Annotated in this window: 22 protein-coding genes and 2 tRNA genes; 11 read left to right on the top strand and 13 right to left on the bottom strand. The window is 39.4% G+C overall.

Annotation, left to right across the window (positions count from 1 at the left end):
• From DW862_RS24415 to DW862_RS26540, 4 genes are all read left to right on the top strand, one after another.
• A partial coding sequence (locus DW862_RS24415; protein WP_120070990.1) for a lantibiotic ABC transporter occupies positions 1 to 1,208 on the top strand: 1,208 nt, incomplete at its 5' end.
• Positions 1,209 to 1,246: 38 nt separating this feature from the next.
• Positions 1,247 to 1,438, top strand: a complete 192-nt coding sequence (locus DW862_RS24410; protein ID WP_120070983.1) for a hypothetical protein — start codon at positions 1,247 to 1,249, stop codon at positions 1,436 to 1,438.
• A gap of 128 nt (positions 1,439 to 1,566) precedes the next feature.
• On the top strand, positions 1,567 to 2,907 hold the full coding sequence (locus DW862_RS24405; RefSeq protein ID WP_229135032.1) for a radical SAM peptide maturase: 1,341 nt from the start codon (positions 1,567 to 1,569) through the stop codon (positions 2,905 to 2,907).
• Between the two features lie 437 nt (positions 2,908 to 3,344).
• Positions 3,345 to 4,046, top strand: coding sequence for a hypothetical protein (locus tag DW862_RS26540; protein ID WP_229135025.1), 702 nt, complete (start codon positions 3,345 to 3,347; stop codon positions 4,044 to 4,046).
• A gap of 164 nt (positions 4,047 to 4,210) precedes the next feature.
• Here DW862_RS26540 and DW862_RS24395 read toward each other — a convergent pair whose 3' ends face one another.
• The 5 genes from DW862_RS24395 to DW862_RS24375 all read right to left on the bottom strand — a co-directional run bounded on the left by DW862_RS24395 (position 4,211) and on the right by DW862_RS24375 (position 8,068).
• Positions 4,211 to 5,248 (bottom strand): site-specific integrase, encoded by a 1,038-nt coding sequence (locus DW862_RS24395; RefSeq protein WP_243636525.1) that lies wholly within the window; start codon positions 5,246 to 5,248, stop codon positions 4,211 to 4,213.
• A gap of 278 nt (positions 5,249 to 5,526) precedes the next feature.
• Positions 5,527 to 5,599: transfer RNA gene (locus DW862_RS24390), tRNA-Lys, on the bottom strand.
• A 32-nt stretch (positions 5,600 to 5,631) separates the two neighbouring features.
• Positions 5,632 to 5,704 (bottom strand) — tRNA-Lys (locus DW862_RS24385).
• An 89-nt stretch (positions 5,705 to 5,793) separates the two neighbouring features.
• Positions 5,794 to 6,597 carry an MBL fold metallo-hydrolase gene (locus DW862_RS24380; protein WP_117685434.1) on the bottom strand — a complete coding sequence of 268 codons (804 nt, stop codon included), beginning with the start codon at positions 6,595 to 6,597 and terminating at the stop codon, positions 5,794 to 5,796.
• A gap of 82 nt (positions 6,598 to 6,679) precedes the next feature.
• Positions 6,680 to 8,068, bottom strand: coding sequence for a peptide MFS transporter (locus DW862_RS24375; RefSeq protein WP_008640168.1), 1,389 nt, complete (start codon positions 8,066 to 8,068; stop codon positions 6,680 to 6,682).
• A 96-nt stretch (positions 8,069 to 8,164) separates the two neighbouring features.
• Here DW862_RS24375 and DW862_RS24370 point away from each other — a divergent pair, with 96 nt between their 5' ends.
• Complete coding sequence (locus DW862_RS24370) at positions 8,165 to 8,587, top strand: BT0820 family HAD-type phosphatase (protein WP_004316432.1); 423 nt, start codon at positions 8,165 to 8,167, stop codon at positions 8,585 to 8,587.
• 123 nt (positions 8,588 to 8,710) lie between these two features.
• On the opposite strand, the gene DW862_RS24365 is transcribed toward DW862_RS24370, so the two are convergent.
• A complete protein-coding gene (locus tag DW862_RS24365; RefSeq protein ID WP_015531160.1) occupies positions 8,711 to 8,959 on the bottom strand; it encodes a hypothetical protein in 249 nt (82 codons plus the stop codon).
• A 161-nt stretch (positions 8,960 to 9,120) separates the two neighbouring features.
• Between DW862_RS24365 and DW862_RS24360 the strand changes: the two genes are divergently transcribed.
• The 3 genes from DW862_RS24360 (at position 9,121) to DW862_RS24350 (ending at position 10,759) form a co-directional block, all read left to right on the top strand.
• Positions 9,121 to 9,570, top strand: a complete 450-nt coding sequence (locus DW862_RS24360; protein ID WP_087318086.1) for a DoxX family protein — start codon at positions 9,121 to 9,123, stop codon at positions 9,568 to 9,570.
• A 93-nt stretch (positions 9,571 to 9,663) separates the two neighbouring features.
• Positions 9,664 to 10,215, top strand: coding sequence for a DUF3332 domain-containing protein (locus DW862_RS24355; protein ID WP_004316429.1), 552 nt, complete (start codon positions 9,664 to 9,666; stop codon positions 10,213 to 10,215).
• A gap of 91 nt (positions 10,216 to 10,306) precedes the next feature.
• A complete protein-coding gene (locus tag DW862_RS24350) occupies positions 10,307 to 10,759 on the top strand; it encodes a hypothetical protein (RefSeq protein ID WP_118219886.1) in 453 nt (150 codons plus the stop codon).
• Here the strand turns inward: DW862_RS24350 and DW862_RS24345 are convergent.
• The gene (locus DW862_RS24345; protein WP_004316427.1) at positions 10,713 to 13,022 is read right to left on the bottom strand and encodes a BamA/TamA family outer membrane protein; all 2,310 of its coding nucleotides are present in this window, start codon (positions 13,020 to 13,022) and stop codon (positions 10,713 to 10,715) included. The two genes, DW862_RS24350 and DW862_RS24345, sit on opposite strands and share 47 nt — an antisense overlap.
• Positions 13,023 to 13,164: 142 nt before the next feature.
• Between DW862_RS24345 and DW862_RS24340 the strand changes: the two genes are divergently transcribed.
• Positions 13,165 to 13,929 carry an RNA methyltransferase gene (locus tag DW862_RS24340; protein ID WP_118195220.1) on the top strand — a complete coding sequence of 255 codons (765 nt, stop codon included), beginning with the start codon at positions 13,165 to 13,167 and terminating at the stop codon, positions 13,927 to 13,929.
• On the opposite strand, the gene DW862_RS24335 is transcribed toward DW862_RS24340, so the two are convergent.
• The 5 genes from DW862_RS24335 to ileS all read right to left on the bottom strand — a co-directional run bounded on the left by DW862_RS24335 (position 13,880) and on the right by ileS (position 19,996).
• Positions 13,880 to 14,266, bottom strand: coding sequence for a hypothetical protein (locus DW862_RS24335; RefSeq protein WP_120070977.1), 387 nt, complete (start codon positions 14,264 to 14,266; stop codon positions 13,880 to 13,882). The two genes, DW862_RS24340 and DW862_RS24335, sit on opposite strands and share 50 nt — an antisense overlap.
• 5 nt (positions 14,267 to 14,271) lie before the next feature.
• Positions 14,272 to 15,348, bottom strand: a complete 1,077-nt coding sequence (locus tag DW862_RS24330; protein ID WP_120070974.1) for a DUF4296 domain-containing protein — start codon at positions 15,346 to 15,348, stop codon at positions 14,272 to 14,274.
• Positions 15,338 to 15,994, bottom strand: a complete 657-nt coding sequence (locus DW862_RS24325; RefSeq protein WP_004295884.1) for a lipoprotein signal peptidase — start codon at positions 15,992 to 15,994, stop codon at positions 15,338 to 15,340. The genes DW862_RS24330 and DW862_RS24325 overlap by 11 nt, the downstream gene beginning before the upstream one ends.
• A 97-nt stretch (positions 15,995 to 16,091) precedes the next feature.
• The gene (locus DW862_RS24320; protein WP_004295883.1) at positions 16,092 to 16,472 is read right to left on the bottom strand and encodes a TraR/DksA C4-type zinc finger protein; all 381 of its coding nucleotides are present in this window, start codon (positions 16,470 to 16,472) and stop codon (positions 16,092 to 16,094) included.
• Between the two features lie 35 nt (positions 16,473 to 16,507).
• Positions 16,508 to 19,996: an isoleucine--tRNA ligase gene (gene ileS, locus DW862_RS24315; RefSeq protein ID WP_120070971.1), complete on the bottom strand. Its 3,489-nt coding sequence runs from the start codon at positions 19,994 to 19,996 to the stop codon at positions 16,508 to 16,510.
• Between the two features lie 210 nt (positions 19,997 to 20,206).
• On the opposite strand from ileS, the gene DW862_RS24310 reads away from it, so the two are divergent.
• On the top strand, positions 20,207 to 21,256 hold the full coding sequence (locus DW862_RS24310) for a DUF2776 domain-containing protein (protein ID WP_120070968.1): 1,050 nt from the start codon (positions 20,207 to 20,209) through the stop codon (positions 21,254 to 21,256).
• 98 nt (positions 21,257 to 21,354) lie between these two features.
• Here DW862_RS24310 and DW862_RS24305 read toward each other — a convergent pair whose 3' ends face one another.
• On the bottom strand, positions 21,355 to 22,893 hold the full coding sequence (locus DW862_RS24305) for a carbon-nitrogen hydrolase family protein (RefSeq protein ID WP_004303306.1): 1,539 nt from the start codon (positions 22,891 to 22,893) through the stop codon (positions 21,355 to 21,357).
• Between the two features lie 400 nt (positions 22,894 to 23,293).
• Between DW862_RS24305 and DW862_RS24300 the strand changes: the two genes are divergently transcribed.
• Positions 23,294 to 23,770 carry a hypothetical protein gene (locus DW862_RS24300; protein ID WP_004303307.1) on the top strand — a complete coding sequence of 159 codons (477 nt, stop codon included), beginning with the start codon at positions 23,294 to 23,296 and terminating at the stop codon, positions 23,768 to 23,770.
• Positions 23,771 to 24,054 lie beyond the last annotated feature (284 nt).

Raw genomic sequence — 24,054 nt, 5'->3', positions numbered from 1 at the left:
AATCTTTGGATAACATGATTATATTGCCACGGACTTATGCAACTGTGCCATTAAATACGCAAGTAATGGTTTCTGAAAGTGCAGTTTCGAATGCAGGTGAATATATGTCACTTATAAAAAAAGCCAAGGCTGCATATAACGGAATCATTAAGACAAAAACGAATTTGTTCGACATTCTTATTCAATTGTTCTCAGAAATCATAAAATTGTCTAAGGCGCGTGCGGATGAACTCTCAGAAAACAAGCAAGTAAGCGGTACTGACAGAATAGAGAATTTAATGGCTCAAAAAGAAGAATTAGAAAATAAGCTTTACAACATAGAATATCGTGATGGCATTTCTGATTTGGTTGAAGAATTAAACTCTATAAAGAATCAAGAACTCAACAATGGCATCAAGATGGGTAAAACACGTGAATATTTCAAAAAGGGGACTTTGGAATATGAACGCAAACAATATCTCAAAAACAAAATCAAAAAATACGAAGAAGATAATGACGAGTACAAATCCATTAAACAAGACATATGTAATATAAAACAGCAGATAACTAACATTGATACAGGAGCTTCTGTGTATGACACGACTTTGGGAGCATTGTTTGTTCGTGTCAGTGAAATTATGAATGAACTTATCAGTAAAGCAAAAACATCAAGCAAAAATAATGGTCAAGTTAATTATTCATGCCTATCGTTAAGAAACTCTGCTGTGAGTATTGATGTAAACGCTTCTGTTGAAGAGAAAGCGTTTCTTGACATTATTATTAATGAAGCTCTAAAAAGTGAGAAAAGAGTGTTGTCTGACGATGTGGTTCTGAACCTCATAGTAGAATCAGCCAATAAATACAAGTGCCGAGAATATGCGAATACAGAAAATGGCAAGCTAATACTTCGTAGTCTTCGAGAGTTTTGGGCATACAAGCATAATCAATGTTCTTCATTCAGCATACCAAATAATCTGGTTGTACTGAAGTCCTTGATGGCGTTCTTTATTAAGCCTTTTGGCTTTGACCAAATAGAACGATATGTTCAAAATAAAGGTGTGGAAAATAAAGAGTACGGGTACATGCTAAGAGGAGCCTTTATCGGATACGCAGCTTTCCCAAAAACTTTTACCGATGCTCTTTATGGCGATAAGAATATTTACATTCCTATGGATGAATATCTAACAACAATACACAAACAGGTCGAAGCGCAATACCCCTGCGATTGACTTGTGAACAATGAAATGGGGTTTAAAAAGAAAAACTTATGGGAGTATTAAAATTGTCTGTTATAGAAGAACAGAACAAACAACTCAAAAACAAATTGAGAATTGCAGGACAAAAAGGCAATGTTGTTCGCATTAGTAATTGCTATTGTCCTTGTGAGTGCTTCATTAGAGAAGGCGAAATCACAATGTGTGATGACGTTGCCTCTGCAGGAAGTTGGAACATTGATTAAAATCACTAATTGAAGGAGAGCCATTGTTTTATTACTTTGGCTTTCCTTATTTTAAATTTATGGAGTCCATTGCTTTTCAAACCCAACATAGCAATTATTATCTGTATAGTCCATCAACGAAGACGATATTGCCTTTGCCCAAAGACCTGTACGATATCATATCAAATGGTAAAAATAAAGAGACCGAGACCCTTCGACAATTAAGGGAATATGGTTACATCGATGATTTTACCTCATCGTTAGATGCATGCATAACAGGCAATGCAATACAAAATGCATTGATAAATTTGTCCCAAATCATATTCGAAACGACGACACTCTGTAACCTCAGATGCGAGTATTGCTGTTATAGCGAAGGTTATGATACATTTGACAGCAGAAGGGGCGTTTTGGGGAATCTGAAATTTGAAACAGCAAAAAGCATCATTGACTATTTGGTCGTTCTTTTTCAGCGCGAAGCAAAATCGGATGCGCCTAAAGAGCCTTTTGCCATCAGCTTTTACGGAGGTGAGCCATTGGTAAACTTTGATGTCATTCGTCAAATTGTTGAATATGCCAAATGTGTTGAATTTCGAAATCGTTCACTATTTTTTACGATGACGACAAATGCAATGCTTTTATCAAAGCATGCCGACTTTTTGTCACATCATAATTTCAAAATGTTGATTAGCCTTGACGGAAACAAAGAACATGACTCTTATCGAAAAACCCCTAATGGCTCCCCATCGTTCGACATCGTAATGAAGAACTTAATGGATGTTGAAAGTATGTTCCCAAAATGGTTTGCAACATTTCGATATAATGCCGTTTTTTCCAATATAAGTGACGTTAGGAATATAGTTGAATGGTTTAAATCTCAATTAAATACGACACCAAATTTTAGCCCAGTTCATACTCCTACAAAGGACACAAAAAATGGAGATAGGATATTGTCTATGCTCAAAACTTTTGAAATTCCTGAAGATATTGCGTTGGAGCATGGCTTAATCACTCAAAATCCTCTTTTTAATAGAATATTGCTATTTAGTACAAGACTATTGAATAATTCATTTAATAAAGAGACAGACTTACTCATAGATGACAATACAGACAACAAGATACTGCCAACAGGTACCTGTATTCCTTTCTCAAAACGAATGTTCGTAAGTTACGATGGGAAAATACATCCATGTGAGAAAGTAAACAGGGATTCACCATTAGGATTTATAGACAACAATGGATGTGTCCGTATTGATTGCAATGATATTGCAAGTAGATTCATGAAAAGGATTACAGAATTTTCATTCTTGTGCAAGAAATGCTATATGCAGTTTTGTTGTACAAAATGTTCTTTTTGTTATAGCAATGGTAAGTGCGAAGAATTTACATCTAAGAATAAGTTTGCAAAGCTATTGTCAGAGGCTGTATCATACATAGAGTCACACCCGAATATAATAGAAATTCTTGAAAATAATATTATTATAAAATGAATAGACTGTATATATTTTTCCCACATTGCTATATCAAAGCGACATCAACCGAACTGCTCATATATGACACTATAACGTTCAAAGGTGTATATCTGAAAGACGTTGTATTGGCTAACCATAATATAGACAGATTAAACCGATTTGGCTATATCGAGGAGAACTGCGACACCAAGTTCTTGCTGCAAAAGATAGCTACTAACCACTTTGGATATTACATCCAGTATGATGGGTTTATGCCATACATCCCAGAAAGAAAATTAAGGATTGCAACTTCACTACAGAAGGAAAAGAAGGCTTTAGGCTATAATCTCACGTCATACACAAATATGATGCTGACATCCCTTACATTATTACTGAACAATACAATATTCACATATCTTAATGCGTTCTCATACCAACAATTAGAATACCCAGATACTAATTGTGTAGAAATTGACATGGAAAAGATTTCCCTGCAACTTCGTTCTTTTTGTTTGGAGAAAATCATATTGTCAGGAGAATTATCATATGGTAAGTTAGAGAAGTTTCTTGAATATGCAAGAGATCGAAATATACAGGTTATCTACCGAATTCATTATTTAGCATATCCTTTTTCTTATATTAAAGAAATCCTACGTAAATTTGATTCGCTGGTAATTGAGTTGTTGGTAGACTCTCACACGCCGTTTCATATGCTAAACTTTAACGAAGAAAGATTGCTATATAAATATATAATAACATCGATTTCTGATGTGGACAAAATATCAAAGATAGGAAAGGATGTAATTCTCTGCCCGGTCTTTTTGGATACAAAGACAATTACTTTACAGTCACAAATGATTATGACTAAAGATGAAATTCTTCAATCATGCCATACACTAAAAGAATGTTATGTAAAAGAGTATATAAATCCCTCTTGTTTCGGCCATTTAACTATCAATTTTAATGGTGAAGTTTGTTGCTTAAATGAAAGAATAGAATCTTTGCGAGATATGGATTTACCTTACATTATAAACAAGTGGGTTGGTTCACAGGGCTGTCTTTGGTATCTTGCAAGAAATAAAAGATGTTGTTGCAAGGAATGTGCTATTCAAGTTCTGTGCCCATCGGTTTCAATATATGAACTGCTAAACATATATAAGTGCCCTTGTACGGTTTAGTCTAATAAAAGAAAGAATCCTTTCGTAAACAGGAATTTCATCCTCTATAACAGTTTGTATTTCAAAAAAATAATGCTACCTTTGCATTTGAAGCCAGCGTTCTTTTGATTTAATGCAAAACAAGGTAAGATACGGAACTTCGCTCGTTTCCAAATCGTTACCTATCAAGAAACAATTCTTTGTAAGTCGTTTGTTTTCAATGGGAAAGAATTTGGGTAATGTCTTGCAACGTGACTCGTCAGCTTCTTCTTTATTTCACAGAACGCCCCCAGAATTTTTAAATATGAATTGTACTTCTGGTTAGATATAACAGGCAACTTAAACTCATACTTCTTTAATATATTCATGACTTTATCCATGAGTGATATATTATAAGGAGTTCCGGTTTTTATTCTCTCATCTCGTATTCTATACATTCCGTCTGTCATTATAGCATCTTTGAAGTTGAAAATTGCCAAATCCGCATACGCCAAACCAGTATAGCAACAAAACAGGAAAAGATCTCTCACACGATTCAGACACATATCATCAATCTGTTTAGTTTCGAGTTTAACCAGTTCTTCTTTCGTCAAAAACCTTCTTGCTACACGTTTACCGCGATCTAATTTGAAATTCTGATATGGATTCTCTGAAATCAAATGAGCCGCGTACGCTTCTCTTACAAATACTTTCAGTATCTTGTGATAATTATACACCGAAGACTGGCATTTGCATCGTTTTTTGGCGAATTCATCGTATGCTCTGATATTTTCGTCACAAATATCAGTAAAATCTTTAATCCTGCCAAATTCTTTCAGTGCTTTTAGTACGCACTTCTGCCTTTGCTTCGTTGAATCAGTAACCTGTCGTTCGTATATCCGTTTCTCCATAAAGGACAGAAATGAATTTGTGGTTCCGGATTCCGAATTGTTCAAATACCGTTCCAATCTTTCAAAGGTGAAGGGAATGTTTTGAGAAGAGAGCTGATAGACAAAATCATATATCCCAGACACCATATCATTCAACTTTTGGTTGAACACTAATGACTGGGGATGATTTTTAACTTTCAGGTCTTTGCCCCACTGGTCGGAATAGAGTTTTATGCCCGTTCCGACATACTTGCGTTTCCGCTGATAAGTAACCTCCATTTGTACGGAGGATTGACGTTTTTTGGTGGCTACGTGCTTTCTATCAAAGACGAGCCGTACAGATACATTATTCATACTTTTACTTTAAGTATGATTGATAAATGTAGATAAGGAGAAATTGGGAAGATTTACGTCTGGTATCACACCGGGTATCACATTGGTATCACACCGGTATCACCCCCTAGTATCGCATTGGTATCACAAATATGTCACTATTTACTATACCTTGTCATAGTTTGACGTAATTAATACTATCTTTTGATACTCCTTTAGATGTCAATTCATATAACATCTATTCAATTAATCTGCTGTAAACCAACAAAATAAGGAGGTAAAAACCTCCTTTTTCCTAGTACACCCTCAGGGACTCGAACCCTGGACCCATTGATTAAGAGTCAATTGCTCTACCAGCTGAGCTAAGAGTGCAACATATTATTTTTATTGCAACCTTGAATTTGTACACCCTCAGGGATTCGAACCCTGGACCCACTGATTAAGAGTCAGTTGCTCTACCAACTGAGCTAAGAGTGCTTAATTCCTCGTTTGCGGTTGCAAAAGTAGGTCTTTTATTTTATTTGACCAAACAATCATGCAGCTTTTTTACTATCTTTTTTTCGTCTTTATTCGAACACATAAAGCTCGGAAGGCGTATTTCGCTTTAAAGCAAGTAGTTGCACATCTTTGCCTACAAGAATACCTTTGTTCTTTAATTTCCATTCCACCGTTTTATAAGCTAGCTCCGGATGATTATTGTCTTTACTCAAATGACACAACCAGATATAGCGCAAATGTTCAGTGATATTTTCCGCTAAAAACTCCGCAGTATCAGAGTTACTCATGTGTCCGGTCTTACTTGCAATCCGCTCCTTCAAATATTGAGGATAAGGCCCCATTTTGAGCATTTCCTCATCATAGTTAGCTTCAAGTATCAGATAATGGGCCTTACTGATATAATGGGCAGCTGTAGGAGTAATTTCTCCAAGGTCCGTTAAGAAAGAAAAGACTTTACCGTCGATTTCAATGCAGTACCCCACATTGTCCGTTCCATCATGCGGCACTTCAAAAGATTCGATATGGAAATCCTCCAAAGTCATCGGCTCTTGCTTTTCCAGGTAACGAACTGACGAACTCAATTTCTCCGTCATACAATAGCTACGATTAATTCCAGCATGAATACGTGCGGTTGTATAAACAGGAATATTCATTTTTTCTCCCAGATTACCCACAGCTTTGATATGGTCAGCATGATCGTGCGTTATAAATACCGCACGAATACTATCCATCAAGATATTATAATCTTTCAGTGTTTTTTTGATAGTACGTATGCCGATTCCGGCATCTATCAGTATTCCATAGGTTTCAGTGCCCAGATAATAACAGTTCCCACTACTGCCACTCGCCAGGCTTATAAATTTTACTTTCATGTTTTATCCTCTTTATTAAAATGCAAAATGCCGTCAACTTTTACAGCAAAGTGACGGCAAATATACATAAAAAAGAATAGAATTACCGAGAAGATTCCTTCTTTTTGTCGATGGATTCGGTGATTTTCGCAAATAATAGTAGCGCTACAGCGGCAATCAGACCAATAGCAGCAAAGTAATACCATATATAATGGGCATTTGCGCTAGCTGCCTCCCATGCCGCCCGTGTCTCGAACAAAGCAGGATCCGGACAGTATTTGGTAAGCAAAATTCCCGCCAGACCAAAACCAAAGATGGAAGAAAGAAAGGAATGTAAATGACTGAATCCTAAATACATTCCTTCTTCGCCTTTAGGAGCCTGCAAAGAGAAATACTCCAGATAACGCGGCGAAATAAAACATTCGGCAAGTGCTTGTACCACTATACCTGCAATCATCATCAGGGTAATATTGCTCATGCCTGTAATAAGATCATTTCCCAGCAAGTTTCCACATGCCATCAGCAACGCCGAAAAAGGAATCAAAAACATTCCCACATTCATCGAAGTAATCGCACTGCGTTTTGCCATCAAACGTGTGATAAAGCTAACGCAACAAACCACCACAAAAGGATTCACATTAGCAATCCAGCCCGGTTTCGCCGTCTCGCCGGCCAATCGGATCACATATTTAGGCATAGTGGCGTAAAGTTGCTGTTGCACCATCCAGAACCCTGTAACAATCAGAATAAGAATCAATAAACGCCAGTTGGTGATGATTCGCATAAATCCTTGCCCAATCTCACGGAGACTTTTTCCTTCACCAGCCGTGTGCGTTGATTTATAAAGGAGAATAACAGCAAGCAAAGCAATAATTGTCATCGCACCGGAGAAATAATTAATATAGATATACGCCTGCTCACCAATAACATTACGCAAAGGATCGATAATTGTTTTACCGGTAAAAGCACCTACATTTACCATCATATAAAAGATGGAATAACCACGCGCACGCGTTGCCTCCGTTGTTTCTTTGGCCACAGATGCAGAAATGATGGACTTAATAAATGATCCTCCCACCATAAGTACAAACAAGACCGGCACAATGATCCACCGGGTATAGCTATCGGGCAAACCATTAAATTGAGTAGTGACGCCGTAACTAACCAGGCCGGCAGCTTCCAGCAAAGTAGGAAATACTCCCAATCCTAAATATCCAATGGATAATAAGGAAAATGCTATAATCATTGACTTCCGGAAACCGATCTTATCAGCATAAGCACCGGAAAAAATAGGAAGCAGATATAACCCGCCGGAAAAAAGCCCGGAAATCATACTTGCTTCAAAATCATTAAAACCTAAAATGGAAGATAGATAAATAGTGAGAACGATGAAAACGGCATAATATGCCATACGCTCAAACAGTTCGACTGTGTTGCTGACCCAAAATGCTCTCGTAAAGCCTTTAGCAGCACGCTGAGGGGAATTGTTCATGTATTTATTAATTTATTAAAATGTTAATTTGAGACAAAGATACGTTTTTTTGGCTTACTGTCCGTATCTTTGTTCAAAATTAGGTAATTAAAAACTATGATTATAGCTGTTGATTTTGACGGAACGATTGTAGAGCATCGTTATCCACGCATTGGTGAAGAAATTCCATTCGCTGTTGACACATTGAAGTTATTGCAACAAGAAAAGCATCGTTTAATACTATGGAGTGTGCGTGAAGGGGCACTTTTGGACGAAGCTGTCGAATGGTGCAAAGCCAGAGGTTTAGAATTTTATGCCGTTAATAAGGATTATCCTGAAGAGCAAAAAGGCCATCAGGGATTTTCACGAAAGTTGAAAGCTGATATGTTCATTGACGACCGGAACTTAGGCGGTTTGCCGGATTGGGGAGTCATTTATGCAATGATTAAAGAGAAAAAGACGTTTGCAGATGTCTATGGCCAAAACGGAGAAGAGGAAAAAACGCCATCAAAAAAGAAAAAAAGATGGCTGCCTTTCTAATAAATAGATAAATAGCAGCTGACAGATATACAAAAAATAGATGATGCACTCTTATCCGACATGATTAAGAGTGCATTTCTATATGATGAAATAACTTATCTCCCAACATGGAACGGCCATTCACTACGATTCTTTGTTTTCCCACTTTTCCCTGAACTCCCATAATTGCTCAATAGTAGGATAAAAAGTCGGATTTTCCCAGTTTTTGGAAATCATAGCAATCAACGATTCCAAATACGATTTACCATCAATAATTGTAGTACATTGATTGACCTGATATCTTTCAGTTGGATAATTCTTTGTTTCGATCATCTTTTTTGCCCAGTTCAATAACTCCTGAACAGCTTCATTGTCATAAGTATGTTGCGCCATATCTTTAGAATTTTCTACAAAGATACAAAGTTTATTTATTCATAAACAAGGAATAACCGAAGAACTGGCAGAGATTCTACAAGTTGTGCTATCAGCAAAGAACAATTTCAATATTTTTTATGTTTATATAAATAAAGATAAACTTAAAAATAGAACGACTTATGATTCATGATTTCTTATTCCCCACAAAATCGAATACAACAAAAGTGTCTTTGTTGCTATTGGCTGTCCGGATCATCTTCGGCATATTATTAATGAACCATGGTATCCAAAAATGGAGTAGTTTCCAAGAGTTGTCAACTGTATTTCCTGATCCGCTTGGAATAGGAAGTCCCCTGTCTCTCGGATTAGCTATTTTTGGTGAACTTGTATGTTCAATGGCATTTATTGTAGGCTTCTTATATCGCTTAGCCATGATCCCGATGATTTTCACGATGATAGTAGCTTTCTTTGTAGTTCACGCAAATGATGTATTTGCTGTTAAAGAGCTAGCTTTCATTTATTTAGTGGTATTCATATTGATGTATATTGCCGGTCCGGGTAAATTTTCAATAGACCATATCATAGGAAACGAATTGTCAAGACGAAAATCAAGAGCATACAAAAATTAGAAATAATCCCCCTGATTAATTAAAAAATATTATATTTGCATACTTGTATGAGAGAAATTATCAATATTTTTTATTAATCAAAAATGTTTTAACATGAAAAGAGGGAAACTGACTTTAGTCGCAGTAGTGCTTAGCGGTAGCTTATTATTCAGTTCTTGTGTAGGATCATTCAGTTTATTCAACCGCCTGTCTTCTTGGAATCAATCAGTTGGAAACAAGTTTGTAAACGAACTCGTATTCCTTGCTTTCAACATTGTTCCGGTTTATGGCGTAGCTTACCTGGCTGATGCTTTAGTTATCAATTCTATCGAATTCTGGAGTGGTTCCAATCCGATGGCTAATGTAGGTGACGTAAAGAAAGTAAAAGGAGAGAACGGCAACTACATGGTGAAAACTCTTGAGAATGGATATTCTATTACTAAAGAAGGCGAAACTGCTTCAATGGATTTGATCTACAACAAAGAAGCTAACACATGGAACGTCGTTGCAAACGGTGAAAGCGCTGAATTAGTAAAAATGAACAATGACGGCACTGCTGATTTGTTCTTACCGAATGGCGAAAAGATGAATGTAACGTTAGATGCTCAAGGCATGCTGGCAGCACGCCAAGCTACAATGAGCAATCTTATGTTTGCCGCCCGCTAAAAATTAAAAAAAATACGAAGGAGATGAAACTTCAATAAGTAGTTTCATCTCCTTTTTCAATCCCATCTTCCATCCAGCATCTTTTTATACTATGAATAAACTATATACACTTATCTATTCTGTCCTAATATTCACTTGTCTGTCCTGTCAACAACAAACTCCTCAAACTCAAATAGAACAAACAGCTATAGATTTCTGCGAAGCCTTCTATAATTTCAATTACCCGGCCGCCCAAGCATGGAGTACACCTTCTTCCCTGTCCTATCTTAGCTTTTTAGCGTCTAATGTACGGCAAACTCATCTGGATCAGCTCAAGACACGAGGTGCTGCAAAAGTTTCTGTTATATCCAGTGAGATAGATGCTAATTCAGAGGAAGCAACGGTTGTTTGCCAAATAAAAAATACATTCGTCATTAATCCTGTTGAAGGAAAAATAGAATATATGAGCTCTCTGCAAGATACCCTCCAATTTGTAAGAGAAAATAATAAATGGCTGGTTAGAAAGGATATCCCACAGCAAAATGGAAAGCAAAGTCACGACTAAATTTAGGATGAATAATCGGGAAATGTTCTTTCTTCGTTTCATAGGCGGGATTGACAGCTTTCATACCTCCATCAAAACGAAGGATAAAGAAATCTAAATCCAGGCGAAGCCCTAGTCCATAGGCCACGGCTATTTGCTTATAAAACTTGTCAAACTTGAAAACTCCTCCCGGTTGGTTGGCATAACTCCGGATGGTCCAGATATTACCCGCATCAATAAATGCCGCTCCCTGAAATTTCCAGAATAATTTGCTTCGGTATTCAATGCTGGCATCCAGCTTAATATCTCCCGATTGATCGAGCAAATTTCCATTTCCGGCAAAAGAACCCGGTCCCAAATCGCGAACAGCCCATCCGCGAACACTATTGGCTCCACCGGAGAAGTATTGTTTCTCAAACGGAATCGTTTTTGCATTTCCATAAGGTACAGCTATTCCTACACCGGCATGAAACGCAAAAGAGTTACGATGGTCGATTCTGATATTTTTGGCAAAATCAAACTCTCCTTTCAGATATTGAGCATAAGGAATTCCCAAAATAGCGTATTCACCATTACTATTCTTCCGAATATTGGTAGCCTTAGACAGGGCATACATTATATTTCCCGCCGACTCGAAATTAAAACGGATGGAGTATGAATTAGAAGCAATCGTATTGTTGATAATAGATCCTCCCACGCTATTATAATTATAGCTATATCCCATATTTACAATCAATCGATTCTGATAATTATACTGGAAAATATGGTTCTGTCCTTTATTAATATAGTCTTCTTTAAACCTGTCAGAGATACGAGGCAAATATAGAAAAGCAATATTAATCAAATCAATACGGTGTTGTATCTTCTGACGTTGCGTCCACTTGTAGCTCCAGTTGGCAGAAGCCATCGTACGCAGGAATTCCGGGCGCAACTGATAATTATATTGCAAACCAAACTCTGTTGTCGCCCTGATTTTCCGTTTAAAATCAGAGGAAATGAAAGGGAACAGGAAATTAGGGAAGTTGATACTCGTTTCCACCCCGTACTCTGTATAGTTATTATTCGAATAACCTGCCTGAAGTCCGGAAATGACTTCATACGCTCCACGGAATTTTATCATAAAAGTTTCCGATCCGCGAAAAAGGTTCCTGTTTTGGAAAGAGACGGAAGCTGCCGCTCCCAAGTCACCGGCAGAATTAGTTCCCTCTACCTCGAAAGCCACTGATTTATGTTTGCTCTTGGTCAGCATCACATAGCAATCGAGCATCGTTGAATCTCCTATTTGAGTCTCAATAAAACGGATATTCGTATATTTCAATGCCGATAAACGTCCAAAACTGGAATAGGTCTGCTGCACATCGCGCTCATTATACAAGTCGCCGGAAGCAAACCGAAGGTTATCCGTAAGAACTTTAGGACGCAAATAGAGTTTATCCTTATAGTAAATCGGATATCCCTTATAATGAACCGAATCATTGATGTCCACACTGCTCATTGCCGAGGACTGCAAAACATCATAATCCGTAATAAAATTAATCTTATTGATCCAATATTGCCGATGTGCTCTTGCCGAATCATTCGCATGAGCTTTATACATCTGCAAATGTTGAGTCAGATCTACATTATAAGTATTACGAACAGTGTCAGCAGTATATCCGATATAATCCTTATTAAACTTATAGTAACCATTCCGAAGTAACTTATTTGTGATACGTTGCCTGTCCGCATCCAATACATTCACATCAAAATACATTCCTTCCTTCAGCAAACTTCTGGCAGAATCCTGTTTGAGAAGCGCAGCTATTTTAGGATCATAAATATCATATTTGATAGATTGAACAACGTATGGCTTGCCTGCCGTTACGTCATAATAGACTTTAATCTTTTTCTTTTTTACTTTGGTCGAACGTTTCACTGTTGCCGCCATATATCCCATATTATGCACAGCCTTAGTGATCTCTTCTTCAGAACGTTGCGCTTCGTCCTCGCTATATATTACGGGAGCATCTCCAATTCTTCTCAAGAACTTATTCCCCCATTTGGTCGAATCACGCCCCGACAGATTATATACATAAAGTTGGGTCTTTATCAGACTGAACCACTTGGCATTAGGATTTTGGCGAACATACATGCGCAAGGAAGAAGGCCGTATATTTTTTTGGTCCGTACGAATTTTGACTTCATCCAGCAAATAAGATCCATCCGGCACAAACTTAGTGGTAGTACACGAAGCAAGTGACAAGACAGCAGCAGAAGCAAGCAAATAAAGAAAATTTCTCCTCATACGGTTTTACATCGATAGCATGAAAAATGCGCTTACAAAGATAAATTATATTTTCTGACGGGGAAAATAATTTAAGAAAAAGAGAGGAAAGTAAGGATAGATTGGAAATATCTTTATAGCTTTGCAAAAGAATATCAAATCTATGGCATCATTAAGTAAAAACAAAATAAAGTTTATCCACTCGCTGGAACTGAAGAAAATACGTAAAGAAGAGCGGGTATTTCTGGCTGAAGGTCCTAAATTGGTAGGCGATTTACTCGGACATTTTCCCTGTCGTTTTTTAGCTGCCACTCCCTCCTGGTTTCAGGAGCATCCGGGTATTGACGCAAGTGAACTGGTAGAAGTTTCACAGGAAGATCTTTCACGGGCCAGTTTATTGAAAACTCCCCAACAGGTACTTGCCATTTTCGAACAACCACAATATACTTTGGATCCGGAAGCAGTCCGCCAATCACTTTGCCTTGCATTGGACGATGTACAAGATCCCGGAAATCTGGGTACCATTATCCGTCTGGCCGACTGGTTTGGCATCGAACATATTATCTGCTCGCAAAATACGGTAGACGTATATAACCCTAAGACCATACAAGCCACTATGGGTGGAATTGCCCGGGTGAAAGTACATTATACTTCCCTCCCCGATTTTATCCGGTCGCTCGGAGATACTCCTGTGTTCGGTACGTTCCTGGATGGAAAAAATATGTATGAACAACCATTGTCGGCCAATGGCTTGATCGTAATGGGAAATGAAGGGAATGGCATAGGGAAAGAGGTAGCCACATTAATCAACCGAAAATTATATATCCCCAATTACCCGGCAGGCCAAGAGACATCCGAGTCTCTGAATGTAGCCATTGCTACCGCAGTAATCTGTGCCGAGTTCCGTCGACAGGCTGCATGGAAGTAAAATCAAAAGGATAAAACAAATAAGGAAATAAAGCTTCCCCCTTCTTTTCTGCTTCCTGCAGATACTCATTAAAACATTGGGAAGATTGATTCGAAACACTGGGAAGATTGATTTGAAACACTGGGATATTTTTTAAAATCATCCCAGTGTTTTTTATTTCTTCCATCTGACTTTCAAAAAGCAGCACAATCACTCCCGGCATCCATTCAACTGACTCAATCTCTTCGGTCAATGAGAACACACCTCGGACAACTCCTTCGTCAGTGATCTCCACTACCTGCTGCTTCATATATCCGACGGCAGGTATCAGCAAATAATGAGAAGCAAAACGTTTCATTACAATCAGTTGTTTGAACGTCTTTGTTGCTGCTTCCTGCGTTGATTCATCTGGCGTTCTTTTCTTTGCTCTATCCGTTCCTTTTGGATATGCTGTTCCACCTGAATCTGCTCCGGCTTCTTCTCACGATGAGTTCCCGTACGACGACGGTTCATCTCTTCCGGTGTCAGACGCTGAATGTCATCTTTATTATTGTCTATGACCTTATGTAAAGAGTCGGCATTTTCTTTAGTAGCTATCTTCTTCAAAGAATCCGCTTTCAATGCTTCTATCTTATTCAAAGAATCGCGTACGGCAAATGCGAGCGTATCCGTACAATGATAACGAGTCATCATGAAGCGGTCGGCCAATACTGCCCCGCCTTTTTCCCGGCTATCCATCGGATAATAAATGAAACCTTTTATTTCTTTCATCGAACCTAATGTGTCTGCAAACAAACGAATTTGTTGCACACCCGGTTCAGTCACCGTTTTCCAATGATTGATCGTATCTTTTTCGTAAATCACCTGCATAGCCATAGTGACACCTCTTAAAGAGTCGGCAAGCATCGGCTCCAGGAAACGATACCGCACTTCCCATACCAGTGTATCCCGGTCTTTGTAGTTAGAGTCGGTCGGCAAAGTAAATACATATTGATTATCCATCATTTCACCGGTCAGACGTACCATACGCTGCCACGGCCAGACATCGATGCTATCACCTTGCTTGGTCATTTTCGGTTTCTTATCACGCTTGGCTATCAGATCACCAACAAGTTCCTGTTCGTCTTTCAAGCGTTTTTTCACCTTATCATAAATTTTCGATAAAATCTCTGTGTTACGGGTATACCAAACCATGGATGAGTCAAATGCAGCTTGTGTAGTCCCGTATTTCTTGAAAACGGCGTCGATATACAATGCTTTCTTATAGTTCTCACTATAAGGCAAATTATCTCCCATAGACTTTGCCACATGATAATCATACAGCAAATTCTCCATCTTCGATTCCGAGATTACATCACTGGGTCTTTTCACTTTACACCCGGCTACCGCAAACACGAACATGCAGATGAGACACAGATGAAACCGAAATTTATTTTTCATGATCCGTAGCTTCCTTTTTATCTTTATCCAGCGAATGATAAGACTCATTCAAATATTTACTATAAAAGAGTAACAAGGCAATGATACCGCAACTGATAGCGGCATCCGCAAAATTAAAGATCGGACTAAAGAATATAAAATGCTCTCCACCCACAAACGGCATCCATGTAGGCCAGTTTGTATCTATAATCGGAAAGTAAAACATATCCACCACTTTTCCGTAAAACCAGGTAGAATATCCACCACCTTCGGGCATGAAACTGGCAATCTGCGAATGAGTGCTTTCATTGAAAATAACTCCATAGAATACGCTATCTATGATGTTCCCCAAAGCACCGGTCAGAATAAGAGCCACACAGACGATATAACCTGTTTTAAACCCTTTCTTGATGATTTTATAGAGATACCACCCTATCAATGCTACCGCAACAATGCGGAATGTTGTCAGGAATAACTTGCCGAAGATTTCCATACCGAAAGCCATCCCGTTGTTTTCGGTAAAATAGATATAAAACCAATCGGTCACACGTATACTTTCATGCCAGTACATGTGAGTTTTAATCCAGACCTTGATGATCTGGTCAATAATCAATACGGAAAAGATAACGAGAAGGGCAATTCTCCCCTTCGTGAATAGTTTCTTCATGTGTTTATTATAAGTTAAACATAACGAGCTACAAGTGCCGTGCGTAAACTTTGCGCAGCTACTTGTAGCTCGTTACCTGTAGCCTACTTGCTATCTGTTATTTTTTACCACTGTTCTTTGCTTCAATGCTTAATGTAGCATGAGGAACAGCACGCAGACGTTCTGCCGGAATCAACTTTCCGGTTTCACGGCAAATGCCGTACGTTTTATTCTCAATACGTACCAAAGCAGCTTGTAATCCTTGGATAAACTTCAGCTGACGTTGTGCCAGTCGGGTCGTTTCTTCCTTGGAGAGCGTATTAGCTCCTTCTTCCAATACTTTATACGTAGGAGATGTATCGTCGGTATCATTACCGTCCAGTCCCATCAAACTTTTCTTCAACTGTTCATAGTCACGTTGTGCCAATTCCAGTTTCTCCATAATAATGGCACGGAATTCCTCGAGTTCCGCATCCGAATATCTAGTCTTTTCTGCCATAACTTTACAATTTTAAAAGGTTAATCAATATAGTATTAGTCTTTTATCACGTTCACAAACAATGAGAAGTCGTCAAACTCCAGCATTGTTCCGTCTTTCACTTCATCTACAAGTTCAAGAGATGTGCCTAAAACCTGGTTACAAATATAAGTATTATATTCATTTACCGCATCATCTGTTTGCGTATTTTTCGAGATTGTTATTTTTATTTTGTCTGTAATCTCGAAGCCGCTTGACTTACGTATATTCTGAATACGGTTCACCAGTTCACGGGCAATACCCTCGCGACGCAGTTCTTCGGTAATGGTCACTTCAAGCGCTACTGTCAGTTTGCCTTCATTGGCAACCAACCATCCCGGAATATCTTCACTAAAGATCTCGACATCCGATGCTTCAATAACAGCTTCCGCACCATCCAGATTTAATGTATACTTTCCGTTTTTCTCCAATTCACCGATGGCTTCCTGTGACATTTCTGCAACAGCAGCAGCTACTGCTTTCATTTGCTTGCCAAATTTCGGGCCTAGCTTTTTAAAGTCACATTTCACTTTTTTCACCAATACACCGGCTGCACCATCAACGAATCTGACTTCTTTTACATTCACTTCATTCATTATCAGGTTCTTCACAGCTTCGATATGAGCTTTCTGCTCTTCATCTACCACCGGAACCATGATACATTGCAGCGGTTGGCGTACCTTGATATTCACCTTGCGGCGCAATGCCAACACCATAGATGTAACATCCTGTGCCATTTGCATGCGGGCTTCCAGTTCCTTGTCTATCATTTCTTCCTGATATTTCGGGAATTCGGCAAGATGGACAGAAACTACATTGTCGCGTCCTGTTGCTGTAATCAAGTCAGTATACAACCGGTCTGCATAGAACGGAGATACAGGAGCCATCAGTTTGGCAACTGTTTCGAGACAAGTGTACAATGTCTGATAAGCAGACAATTTATCCTGTGTAAATTCACCACCCCAGAAACGTTTACGATTCAGGCGAACATACCAGTTGGACAAATTATCATTCACAAAATCAGAGATCAAACGTCCTGCCTTTGTCGGTTCATATTCATTATAGCATGTATCTACCTCCTTTATTAATGTATTCAATACAGACAAGATCCAACGGTCGATCTCCGGACGTTCTGCCATCGGTACATCCGCTTCTTTATACTCAAATCCGTCTACATTCGCATAAAGCGCAAAGAATGAATACGTATTATATAAGGTACCGAAGAATTTACGGCGAACCTCTTCCACTCCTTCAACGTCAAATTTCAGATTATCCCACGGAGAAGAATTGGTAATCATGTACCAACGCAACGGGTCGGAACCATACTTTTCAATCGTAGTAAACGGATCGACAGCGTTATTCAAACGCTTGGACATCTTGTTACCGTTCTTATCGAGTACCAAACCGTTAGAGATAACAGCTTTGTAGGACACGCTGTCAAATACCATGGTAGCGATAGCATGCAAGGTAAAGAACCAACCACGAGTCTGGTCTACTCCTTCTGCGATAAAGTCAGCCGGATATACCTGACGGTGATCCAACAGTTCTTTATTTTCGAACGGATAATGGATCTGCGCGTATGGCATAGCACCCGAATCGAACCATACATCAATCAAGTCTGATTCACGCTTCATCGGTTTGCCATCTTTCGATACCAATATGACGTCGTCTACATAAGGACGGTGAAGATCAATCTTATCATAATTTTCTTCCGAATATTGACCCGGCACGAAACTTTTATCCTTGTATGGATTGGATTTCATAAATCCGGCAGCTACCGATTTCTCGATTTCATTATAAAGTTCTTCTACAGATTCGATACATATCTCATCCGTATTATCTTCTGTACGCCAGATAGGCAATGGAGTACCCCAATAACGAGAACGGCTAAGGTTCCAGTCATTCAGATTTTCCAGCCACTTGCCGAAACGGCCGGTTCCGGTAGATTCCGGTTTCCAGTTGATGGTTTTATTCAATTCCATCATTCGCTCCTTGCAAGCGGTAGAACGGATAAACCAGCTATCCAATGGATAATAAAGCACCGGTTTGTCTGTACGCCAGCAGTGCGGATAATTGTGGACATGCTTTTCTATCTTGAAAGCCTTGTTGTCTGCTTTCATCATCATGGCAATGACAATATCCAAAGATTCGGCTGCTTGCGCAGCTTTCTCATCGTATTTGCCATCCACCATAAATTGAGGATCATAAGCATTTTTCACCCATGCACCCTGATATTCTTTGTATTTATCTACATCAACACATTCTTTTACGAAATTCTCATCCAGCTCATTCAACAGATAGAATTTACCAGTCAGATCCACCATCGGGCGAGTTTCGCCTTTCTTATTAATCATGAAAAGTGACGGGATTCCTGCAGCACGTGCCACATTCGCATCATCCGCACCAAATGTAGGTGCAATGTGAACGATACCTGTACCGTCTTCTGTAGTAACATAATCACCCGGTATCACACGGAAAGCCTTATCACTAGGCTTCCAATTGCCATCTTCGGATACCTCAACCGGTTTCACCCAAGGAATCAACTGCTCATATTCCATACCGACAAGATCAGTACCTTTATATTCGGCAATCACTTTAAACGGTACAAGTTTATCTCCGGCTTTGTAGTCCTCCAATTTCAGATCAGCAGCTTTTGCATTGAAGTGTACATTCAATAAAGCTTTTGCCAGAACAACCGTGATAGGTTCTCCGGTATAAGCGTTGTAAGACTGTACAGCCACATAGTCAATTTTGGGTCCCACACAAAGAGCCGTATTTGAGGGCAATGTCCATGGAGTAGTTGTCCAAGCGATAAAATAAGGAGTTCCCCATTCCGTCATTTCCGGTTTAGGATTCTTCATTTTAAATTGGGCAACGGCCGTTGTATCTTTTACATCCCGATAACAGCCTGGTTGATTCAACTCATGTGAGCTCAATCCTGTTCCTGCAGCCGGTGAATACGGCTGGATCGTATATCCTTTATACAACAATCCTTTTTTATGCAGTTGCTTCAATAGCCACCATAATGTCTCAATATAGCGATTATCATACGTGATATAAGGATGTTTCATATCCACCCAATATCCCATCCGATGAGTCAGGTCTTCCCACTCCTTGGTATATTTCATCACGTCTTTTCGACAAGCCGCATTGTAGTCGGCAACAGAGATTTTCTTACCAATATCTTCTTTTGTGATACCTAATGCCTTTTCTACACTTAGTTCCACAGGCAGTCCGTGCGTATCCCATCCGGCTTTACGCTTCACCTGATAACCCTTCATCGTTTTGTAGCGACAGAAAATGTCCTTAATGGTACGAGCCATTACATGGTGAATACCCGGCATACCATTAGCCGAGGGAGGTCCTTCGAAAAACACGAACGAAGGACAGCCATCACGTTCTGTCATACTCTTGGCGAAAACCTGGTTCTCGTCCCATTTCTTCAGCACATCTTTGTTCACCTGCGAAAGGTCAAACTGCGAATATTCAGTAAATCTCTTACCCATAGCTGTCTACGATTTTACTATTTACAATTTACAATTTGAGGGGTATCCCCATTTTTAAGGGTGCAAATTTACAAAAACATTTGTTTAGTTGAGCAAAAAGCTAGGACTTTTAATCGGATTCGTGTGAAGTTAACGATTATAAACCGCCTACAGCCTAAACAAAACAGGTATCTCCTTGTTTTAGTGGGAAACCTAAAAGCACTTTAACTTATGAATTACGGTATTAGCATTTTATTCAGAGCAATCCCTTTGGCGATGGCTATTTTTTGCTTCGGATACGGAGCGTTTATTTATGGTTATGGAGATGACGGGAGTCGTGTTGTGGCCGGTCCTGTTGTGTTTTCACTCGGTATGATATGCATTGCACTGTTTTGCACGGCTGCCACTATCATCCGGCAAATCATACATACTTATAATAAATCGGCCAAATACATTTTGCCGGTTATAGGCTATCTGGCAGCCATCATTACTATTATTGGAGGTATCTGCATTTTCAGTAATGCCACTTCCACCTCTGCATTTGTTGCAGGACACGTTATCACCGGCGTTGGATTTATTACCACTTGTGTAGCTACCGCCGCCACCTCTTCTACCCGATTCTCTTTAATTCCGGGAAATTCAAAAGCGACAAGTAATGAAGTTCCGGAAGGAGCTTTTTCCCTTAATCAGAGACGAGCATTGGTCATTGTTGCCATCATCGTTTCGCTGATCGCATGGATATGGGCATTTGTATTATTAGGCAACAGTCATTCTCATCCTGCTTATTTTGTGGCGGGGCATGTAATGGTCGGTCTGGCATGTATTTGTACCAGTTTGATTGCGCTGGTAGCTACCATAGCACGCCAGATACGTAATGATTATTCAGAAAAAGAACGGAATAAATGGCCGAAACTGGTTTTATTAATGGGATCTATCTCTTTTGTATGGGGATTATTCGTGATTTTGGCAGATTCCGGAAGTGCAAACGGTACCACCGGATATATAATGCTCGGGTTGGGATTAGTATGTTACAGTATTTCCAGCAAAGTAATCCTGCTGGCTAAGATATGGAGGCAAGAATTCAAATTAGCCAACCGTATTCCTATGATTCCCGTATTAACGGCATTGGCTTGCCTGTTCCTGGCGGCTTTTGTATTCGAGCTTGCTACTATACATGCTGATTATTTCATTCCGGCACGTGTTTTGGTAGGTCTCGGAGCTATTTGCTTTACGCTATTTTCTATCGTTAGTATATTGGAGAGTGGCACGTCTTCCAAATAGAAAAGTATTCTATCAAAAGGGCGTCACTATATGCCCCGGATAGTGACGCTATCCAAGGCATATAGTGACGCTATCCGGACAGCATAGCGTCACTCTTTTTATTTCTTGTATCTCACCTCATACAGGTCATTCCTGCGGTCTTTCAAGTTGCGTACACTACCATAAGTATGCAGTTCGTTCAGCAAATCCAGATCAACATCCGATACCAAAATCATTTCGGTGTTAGGAGTTGCCTCCGCCCTCTTTCCGTCCGTTGGAAAAGCAAAGTCGCATGGGGTAAATACCCCCGATTGGGCATATTGAATATCCATATTGTGCACACGGGGAAGATTTCCTACACTTCCGGCAATGACTACAAAACATTCATTCTCGATGGCACGTGCCTGCGCACAAACACGAACACGGGAATAGGCATTCTGGGTATCTGTCAGGAAAGGAACAAATAATATCTGCATTCCCTGATCTGCCATCAGGCGGGAAAGTTCGGGGAACTCGACATCATAGCAGATCAAAACTCCAATCTTTGCACAGTCCGTGTCAAAAGTATTCAGAAGTTTACCACCATTAAGTCCCCAACTTTTTATTTCATCGGGAGTGACGTGTAATTTCTCGTACATTTCGTAGGTTCCATCCCGTCGGCAAAGGAAACCTACATTATAAAGCAATCCGTCCTCTTTTACGTATGGCATACTTCCGGTTATAATGTTGATATTATAGCTAATAGCCAGATTCATAAACCGTTCCCGAATTTCATCCGTATATTTCGCCAATCCGCGAATAGCCTGCGATTCTCCTTTATCGTTATACTTCGACATCAAAGGAGCATTGAAATATTCCGGGAAAAGAACAAAATCACTTTTATAATCGGAGACTGCATCCACAAAGAATTCTACTTGTTCGAACAGGTCATCCAACGTTTTATAACTACGCATCTGCCATTGCACCAATCCTACGCGAACCGTAGTTTTGGGACTGATATATTCTTGTGTAGGTGGCTGATAATAGATATTATCCCACTGCAGCAAACAAGCATAATGTTTTGATTCTTCATCATTTGGCAAATAATTAGTCATTACCTTACGAACGTGAAAGTCATTCGACAACTGGAAAGTAAGTACCGGATCATAAATCTCGCGTTGACGTACCCGTTCGATATATTCTTTCGGACGCATTTTGTCAGCATATTTATGATAATTCGGGATACGTCCGCCAAACATGATCGCTTTCAGATTCAATGTTTCGCAAAGCTCCTTACGATATTCATACATACGACGTGCGAGACGCAAACCTCGGTAGCTCGGGTGGATGAATACTTCAATGCCATACAGGATATTTCCTTTGGGATTATGTGTATTGAATGTTTCCTTACCCGTAACCTGTGCATACGTATGGTCGTTCTTTACTTTATCATAATCAACAATAATAGAAAGAGCACAACCAACTATTTTATCGTCAACGACTGTGACAATCTGACCCTCCGGAAAGATTTTAATCAACTTCTGTATCTGCTCACGAGTCCAAAACACATCGCTACCGTCAGAATAAACACGGGTAAACGATTGGGATAACTGTACATAATCTTCTATTTGCAGATTGCGTATCTGCACTTTATTAATTTTTATCGGATGTTGTTCCATAACAATACGTGTTTTTATATAAAGACTGTGCAAAGGTACTGTTTATCTTTATACATTGTCATTGCAAAATTAAAAATGCATTATACTTAATTTTAATACATGCTTCAGAAATGGCTACAGTGCTTTAACATCACATAATTTTCATACAGATTCTTGCGCCGTTTAATTTGCGACTTCCGAAAATTATCGTACATTTGCAGCGACTAACATTTTATACCCACAGAAGCAGTGAACCTGCTTCAACTCCAGTAGCAGGCATTTTTATGCCTGTTGCTGCCGTAGATACGCGGTTTCGTACCCCCGTGGGGAACGTTAATGCGTCCCCAGCTTCTGTGGAGTGTTAGTCAACGGGAAAGGCGGAACCGTTTTTTATTCCCGCCTATCTTAAAACCGTTGTATCATGCATGAAGAACAAAACAATGCACCTGTAAAAACCGTTCGAAGCAATCGGCAAGAAGCTAATTTTCCTAATCTGGAAGAAAAAGAAAACCTAAAACAGTTTTATTTAGCCCAATCACGACGACTATGCCCTACTGTATCAGTCGATCGTTCGGAATCACAACGTCTGGGAGCGTTACACCACAAAATCAAACATTTTATTAAAGCGTTAACCAACCTCGACCGTTCATGGGAAAATGGGATGCCGGAGATGCAAAAGGCTTGCCTGCATTTCTTTTCTTTACAAAATTCACCTCGCACAGAGTGTCAAAAGATTTTTGAAGAATGGGCAAAATGGTCGAACTTCCTGATATCAGCTTCTTGCTATCATGGTTTTGTCAGTCAGATGTTGCAGGATTATCAACGTCAATTACGTGACTTGGAAAAGCTCTTGGGCGGCAAACCTTCCGAAACTTTGGAGAATGTATCTGACCGTTAAGTCATACAGATAGATATTGCATCGAACTGACGTTAAAAGTAGTTCGTTTCTTGACGGTTTTAATTCTTTTCCGTGCAGAAATGAGCTAAATGATAATTTTGCGGAGTGCCCTGAAAGGGCTTAATTACATAGCGTAGGGCAACGCCCTACGAAAAAACGGTAATCTGAATTTGCGCCCTGAAAGGGCATAATTGTATACAGTTCCGCCCTTTCAGGGCTTGTGGCTGGTGTGTTTTTTTCGTAGGGCGTTGCCCTACGCTATATAATTAAGCCCTTTCAGGGCA

Origin of the sequence: Bacteroides sp. AM37-9 (assembly GCF_003603455.1) — a bacterium.
GTDB classification, from domain to species: Bacteria; Bacteroidota; Bacteroidia; order Bacteroidales; family Bacteroidaceae; genus Bacteroides; species Bacteroides xylanisolvens.
Note: the sequence above shows the minus strand (reverse complement) of the source record. Positions and strands in the feature narration are given on the sequence as shown.

Coding starts and splice junctions, on each gene's coding strand:
- DW862_RS24410 (WP_120070983.1), top strand. CDS start 1,247: ATGGGAGTATTAAAATTGTCTGTTATAGAAGAACAGAACAAACAACTC.
- DW862_RS26540 (WP_229135025.1), top strand. CDS start 3,345: ATGGAAAAGATTTCCCTGCAACTTCGTTCTTTTTGTTTGGAGAAAATC.
- DW862_RS24395 (WP_243636525.1), bottom strand. CDS start 5,248: ATGAATAATGTATCTGTACGGCTCGTCTTTGATAGAAAGCACGTAGCC.
- DW862_RS24380 (WP_117685434.1), bottom strand. CDS start 6,597: ATGAAAGTAAAATTTATAAGCCTGGCGAGTGGCAGTAGTGGGAACTGT.
- DW862_RS24375 (WP_008640168.1), bottom strand. CDS start 8,068: ATGAACAATTCCCCTCAGCGTGCTGCTAAAGGCTTTACGAGAGCATTT.
- DW862_RS24370 (WP_004316432.1), top strand. CDS start 8,165: ATGATTATAGCTGTTGATTTTGACGGAACGATTGTAGAGCATCGTTAT.
- DW862_RS24365 (WP_015531160.1), bottom strand. CDS start 8,959: ATGGCGCAACATACTTATGACAATGAAGCTGTTCAGGAGTTATTGAAC.
- DW862_RS24360 (WP_087318086.1), top strand. CDS start 9,121: ATGATTCATGATTTCTTATTCCCCACAAAATCGAATACAACAAAAGTG.
- DW862_RS24355 (WP_004316429.1), top strand. CDS start 9,664: ATGAAAAGAGGGAAACTGACTTTAGTCGCAGTAGTGCTTAGCGGTAGC.
- DW862_RS24350 (WP_118219886.1), top strand. CDS start 10,307: ATGAATAAACTATATACACTTATCTATTCTGTCCTAATATTCACTTGT.
- DW862_RS24345 (WP_004316427.1), bottom strand. CDS start 13,022: ATGAGGAGAAATTTTCTTTATTTGCTTGCTTCTGCTGCTGTCTTGTCA.
- DW862_RS24340 (WP_118195220.1), top strand. CDS start 13,165: ATGGCATCATTAAGTAAAAACAAAATAAAGTTTATCCACTCGCTGGAA.
- DW862_RS24335 (WP_120070977.1), bottom strand. CDS start 14,266: ATGAAACGTTTTGCTTCTCATTATTTGCTGATACCTGCCGTCGGATAT.
- DW862_RS24330 (WP_120070974.1), bottom strand. CDS start 15,348: ATGAAAAATAAATTTCGGTTTCATCTGTGTCTCATCTGCATGTTCGTG.
- DW862_RS24325 (WP_004295884.1), bottom strand. CDS start 15,994: ATGAAGAAACTATTCACGAAGGGGAGAATTGCCCTTCTCGTTATCTTT.
- DW862_RS24320 (WP_004295883.1), bottom strand. CDS start 16,472: ATGGCAGAAAAGACTAGATATTCGGATGCGGAACTCGAGGAATTCCGT.
- ileS (WP_120070971.1), bottom strand. CDS start 19,996: ATGGGTAAGAGATTTACTGAATATTCGCAGTTTGACCTTTCGCAGGTG.
- DW862_RS24310 (WP_120070968.1), top strand. CDS start 20,207: ATGAATTACGGTATTAGCATTTTATTCAGAGCAATCCCTTTGGCGATG.
- DW862_RS24305 (WP_004303306.1), bottom strand. CDS start 22,893: ATGGAACAACATCCGATAAAAATTAATAAAGTGCAGATACGCAATCTG.
- DW862_RS24300 (WP_004303307.1), top strand. CDS start 23,294: ATGCATGAAGAACAAAACAATGCACCTGTAAAAACCGTTCGAAGCAAT.